The organism is Aphanizomenon sp. UHCC 0183 (assembly GCF_009712065.1).
Taxonomy (GTDB): Bacteria; Cyanobacteriota; Cyanobacteriia; order Cyanobacteriales; family Nostocaceae; genus Dolichospermum; species Dolichospermum heterosporum.
In genome coordinates this window covers 31,285-35,698 of sequence record NZ_VILC01000030.1, presented here as the reverse complement: position 1 = coordinate 35,698, position 4,414 = coordinate 31,285, and the positions used below count along the sequence as shown (strand labels likewise).

4 protein-coding genes are annotated in these 4,414 nt (G+C 39.2%); 3 read left to right on the top strand and 1 reads right to left on the bottom strand.

Annotated features, from left to right (window positions below):
• Positions 1 to 23: 23 nt before the first annotated feature.
• On the bottom strand, positions 24 to 1,322 hold the full coding sequence (locus FJR37_RS12470; RefSeq protein ID WP_168466164.1) for a sugar ABC transporter substrate-binding protein: 1,299 nt from the start codon (positions 1,320 to 1,322) through the stop codon (positions 24 to 26).
• Positions 1,323 to 1,667: 345 nt separating this feature from the next.
• Between FJR37_RS12470 and pilM the strand changes: the two genes are divergently transcribed.
• The 3 genes from pilM to FJR37_RS12455 are packed head-to-tail and all read left to right on the top strand — an operon-like array spanning position 1,668 to position 4,337.
• On the top strand, positions 1,668 to 2,774 hold the full coding sequence (pilM, locus tag FJR37_RS12465) for a type IV pilus assembly protein PilM (RefSeq protein WP_027403910.1): 1,107 nt from the start codon (positions 1,668 to 1,670) through the stop codon (positions 2,772 to 2,774).
• A gap of 4 nt (positions 2,775 to 2,778) precedes the next feature.
• A complete protein-coding gene (locus FJR37_RS12460) occupies positions 2,779 to 3,579 on the top strand; it encodes a PilN domain-containing protein (RefSeq protein WP_039201367.1) in 801 nt (266 codons plus the stop codon).
• Positions 3,576 to 4,337: a pilus assembly protein PilO gene (locus FJR37_RS12455; protein ID WP_168466163.1), complete on the top strand. Its 762-nt coding sequence runs from the start codon at positions 3,576 to 3,578 to the stop codon at positions 4,335 to 4,337. The genes FJR37_RS12460 and FJR37_RS12455 overlap by 4 nt, the downstream gene beginning before the upstream one ends.
• The last annotated feature ends 77 nt before the right edge of the window (positions 4,338 to 4,414 follow it).

Here is a 4,414-nt window from a genome sequence, read left to right as displayed (position 1 = left end):
TATACCTAATCCCCCATAATCAATTACCGATTATCCCACTGCTGGGCGGCATCTTCCACAGCTTTATCTACTGTTTTTTGTCCTAACATTGCCGCTTGTAAATTTTCGTAAATTGATTTTTGCAAAAGTTTAGAATCTTTGAGTTTGGGGGTTAATACCTCCGCTTGTTTTAATTGTGCCGCACTAATCACCCGCCCCTTTTCCGCCGATGTAGCATTAGCAGGAACTTCCTGGAAATAAGTATCAGACAATGCCTTAACTGTAGAAGGTAGAACATTAGCAGCTTTAGCAAAGGCTAATTGGTTTTCATCATTTGTAACAAATAAAGCAAACTTAACAGCCTGATCAGGATATTTACTATCACGAGGAATAACTATATTCATCACGGCAACATTTTTCTTACCCGTATCACCCGTAATTTGTGGCGCAATTGCCGAAGCTTGGGCAACCTTGGGAGCATTATTGGCAATAGTTTTCAGAAATTCAGGACCAGAAGCTAAAAAAGCTGTTTCTCCAGACTGGTATAAATCTATAGCATGACGATGCCCTTGAGTTAAAGACTCCTTGGGCAACAAACCTTTTTTATACAAATCTACCCAATATTGAAAAGCAGCTTTTCCTTGCGGGGTATTAAAACCGGCTTTACCTTCAGCATTAACAAGGGTGACACCCATTTGTACTAAAGATTCCAGCACCTCACCAGAGTCCTGGGGGACAAAAGTAGCAAAAAAAGCATACTTACCAGTTTTATCCTTAATTTGTTGTGCTGCTTGCCCTAATTCTGCATAAGTGGCAGGAGGTTTTGTCATACCCCCTTGTTTTAACAAATCGGTGTTATAAATAGTTAGTCGCGTGGTGAGATACCAAGGAATCCCAAAACTCTTACCATTGAGGCTACTTGCTTGCCAGATATTTGGTAAATAGGTAGAACGGACTTGACTAGGAACTTTAGCATCTAAATCTAACCAAGCATTTTTACCTGCTAATTGGGAAGCAAAGTCAGGATTAAGGTTAACAACATCTGGTGGCGTTTTTGCTGAGACTGCTGTTAGAATCTTGTTCTCCATCGCTGACCAAGGTATGTCTACCCATTTAACTTTGATACTTGGGTTTTGTGATTCAAATGTCTTAATCAGACCTTGGAAATAGTCGGTAAATTGCGGTTGGAGTTGCATTGTCCAAAACTCAATGGTGGCAACCCCAGCAGCCGCAGGTTTGGGATTATTATTAACATTGCTTGTGCTACAACTAACAATCCAGCTAGTAAATAAGCCTAGTAATGCTAAACAAAACAGTTGTTTAAATTTTTGCAATCGAATCATCGTAGTAGGTGGTAGTATTTTTAGAATTAATCTGGGTAAAAAGAGGATAGAGAATTGTGGAGCTTATAGGATATATCAATTGTAGTAATGGGTAATGGGTAATGGGTAATGGGTAATGGGTAATGGGTAATGGGTAATGGGTAATGGGTAAAAATTTTTGTCTGACAACTGACAACTAACAACTAAGTAGGTGAACACAATAAAACCAAACTGTGTAAAGAAACGTAAAATCGCCCAAACCCTCTTCACTCTTGCCTCTTGCCTGTTGCCTTGCCATAACGACAATTTTCAACGCCAACCTACTTAACCTTAATATTTTTCTTTAGTAATCTAACGGGTAAAACAGTGGTTAAAGCCTTTACTAGTTTCTTTGGTAAATCCAATAGAGGTATTGGGATTGAACTAGCGCCGGAACGGGTGAACGTAGTCCAACTACGCAAACAACGCCAAAACTTAAAAATTGAATCTTTGACAACCGTACCAGTGCCAGAGGGTATATTTACTGATGGTCAAATTACTGATTCTCCGGGAATGTCCGAAATCATTCAGCAAGCGATCGCCCAAAGCAAAATCAAAGCTACACGGGTGGCTACTTGTATTCCAGGAAGAGATGCGATCGTTCGCTTAATTCCCGTCCCCTCGGAATTAGATGACCAAGAATTGCGAGAAATGGTACTTAACCATGAAGCCTGCTTATATTTGCCCTATGACCGCCAAGAAGCTGATGTTGATTATCAAAAACTTGGGTACTTTATAGACGAAGACGGCATCGAGAAAGTACAGGTATTATTAGTGGCGACTCGTAAAGATGTCACTCAAACCTATTTGAATACCTTTGAACAAGCAGGATTAACCGTTGATATCTTAGAAATTAACAGCTTTGCCCTCATTCGCACCATCCGTGATCAACTGCGGCTATTTGGTCCAGAAGAAGCAGCCGTATTAGTTGATATTGAATTTGACAGTACAGAAATTGCCATCATTATCAATGGTGTGCCACAATTTTCTCGAACAGTGCCAATAGGAACTTATCAACTACAAGCAGCACTGTCAAGAGCCGTGAACCTACCCACATCACGGGATATGGATATATTAGAGAGCATGACTATTCCCACAACCTCAGCAGATTCAGTCAATACTGGGGTAACAGGTAGTAATCCTGGAATGGCTTCTATGTTGAGAATTTTGGGAGAATTAGCCGATGAACTGCGCCGTTCCATTGATTTTTACCTTAATCAAAGTGAAAATCTAGAAGTCGCACAGATTCTTTTAGCAGGTCCTGGGGGAGGATTACCACAAATTGACGAGTTTTTTACTCAAAGATTGAGTTTACCAACTACCCAAATAGATCCAATTACTTCTTTGTCCTTGGAGGTAGATGCTGAAAAATATCCTTTAATTAAACGTCCTGGGTTGGGTATTATCCTGGGTTTAGGAATGCGAGGGGTGTAATAAAATGTACAGTTTAGATATTAACTTTCTTAAAGATCGCCCAGAATATCAAAAGCAAATAGCAACGAAAGTTGAGAAGTCACCTATTCAACTAGGGAATTTAATCCCAGTTTATATAGGAGTGGGAGTAGGTTTAGTATTCCCAGCTTTAATATTTATTGGTTTATCCATCCTGGAAGGGAAAACCGCTGAAGTCACCCAAGAAATCGCCAAGTTAGAGGAGGAAGGTAAGAGCTTAGATAGTAAAATAGCCAACATTAGCAAAATTAAAGCAGAATCAGCCGGCATTCGTACCCAAAATAAAGCCTTAGTAACAGTGTTTGATCAAATACGTCCTTGGTCAGCAATGTTACAGGATTTGCGCGATCGCATTCCTAACAAAGTGCAAATCGAAACCATTAAGCAAATTGCCCCCCCTCTCCCTGGTAAAGATGCCGTAGCTGCTACCACCCCCAACAACACCAACACCGCTGGATTCTTAGAAATTTCTGGTTTTGCCATTTCCTATCCCTTAGTTAACGATTTTGCCCTAAGTATAGGACAATCTAAATTTTTCAATAAAGAAGAAACCAGAATTATCACAGCAGAATTAATAGATGCACCAGCCATAACAGGATTTCTTCCCCCAAAAACTGATAAATCTGATCTAAAAATTAAACCCATTCAAGTAGTTAAATACACTATTAAAACAGGTTTAAGTAATGTGCCAGCATCTGATTTAATTCAAGAATTAGAGAAAAAAGGTACAGTCGGACTAGTAGATAGACTTCGCAATATCAAAAAAGTAGGAGTCATTGCCCAATGACATTCAGTGATGATTTAAATTTCCCCAATCAAGGTACAGAGATTCAAAATTCTGGTCCTGTTGTTTTTGGTGTCACCTTAACACCAACTATTATTGGTGGTTTAGTCGGCTTCTTAGGTGTAGCGGGTGCAGGTTATATGCTATTTAACATTGCCCTTCCCGTTTGGGATACCTATCAACAACTGCAAACCAAACAAGATCAACTACAAACAGAAGTTAATCAAAAGAAAACCCAAGCTCAACAAATTGGTAAAATAGAAGCCGATTTAGTCGAAGCCAAACAACAACAAAAACAAATTCTAGCTTTATTTGCAGATGAAAAAAGTTTGGATACTCTATTACTAGATACCAGTCGGTTAATAGATTCCAGTAATAGTAAAGCTTTTGGTAATGCCATTAGAGCCAAGCTAAAAAGATTTATTCCGATTTCTGAAAAACCTGTTCTCGTAGAAGATGGCAGTTTTGGGGTAGAAGTTAACAATAAACTTAAACGCAGTATTATCACTGTGGACATGGAAGGGGATTTTGAACAAACCCAATCAATCATGCGAAACATTGAGCGATTACAGCCTTTATTATTAGTTAAAAACTATGACTCTAGATTATCTACACCAGAAATGTCAGAGGATAAAGACAACCCTGTGCAAATTGGTATCGGTAAACTAACAACAACTTTTGCCCTAGAAGCTTTAATGCCACTAACTCCCGAAGAAACAACTAATTTAGCCGCTAAAACAGCAGCAACACCGAAAAAATAATCAAACTTGAGGTAAGAGGCAAGAGGCAAGAGGCAAGAGGCAAGAGGCAAGAGGCAAAATGAAATATTCTCGCTGTT

Coding starts and splice junctions, on each gene's coding strand:
- FJR37_RS12460 (WP_039201367.1), top strand. CDS start 2,779: ATGTACAGTTTAGATATTAACTTTCTTAAAGATCGCCCAGAATATCAA.
- FJR37_RS12455 (WP_168466163.1), top strand. CDS start 3,576: ATGACATTCAGTGATGATTTAAATTTCCCCAATCAAGGTACAGAGATT.
- FJR37_RS12470 (WP_168466164.1), bottom strand. CDS start 1,322: ATGATTCGATTGCAAAAATTTAAACAACTGTTTTGTTTAGCATTACTA.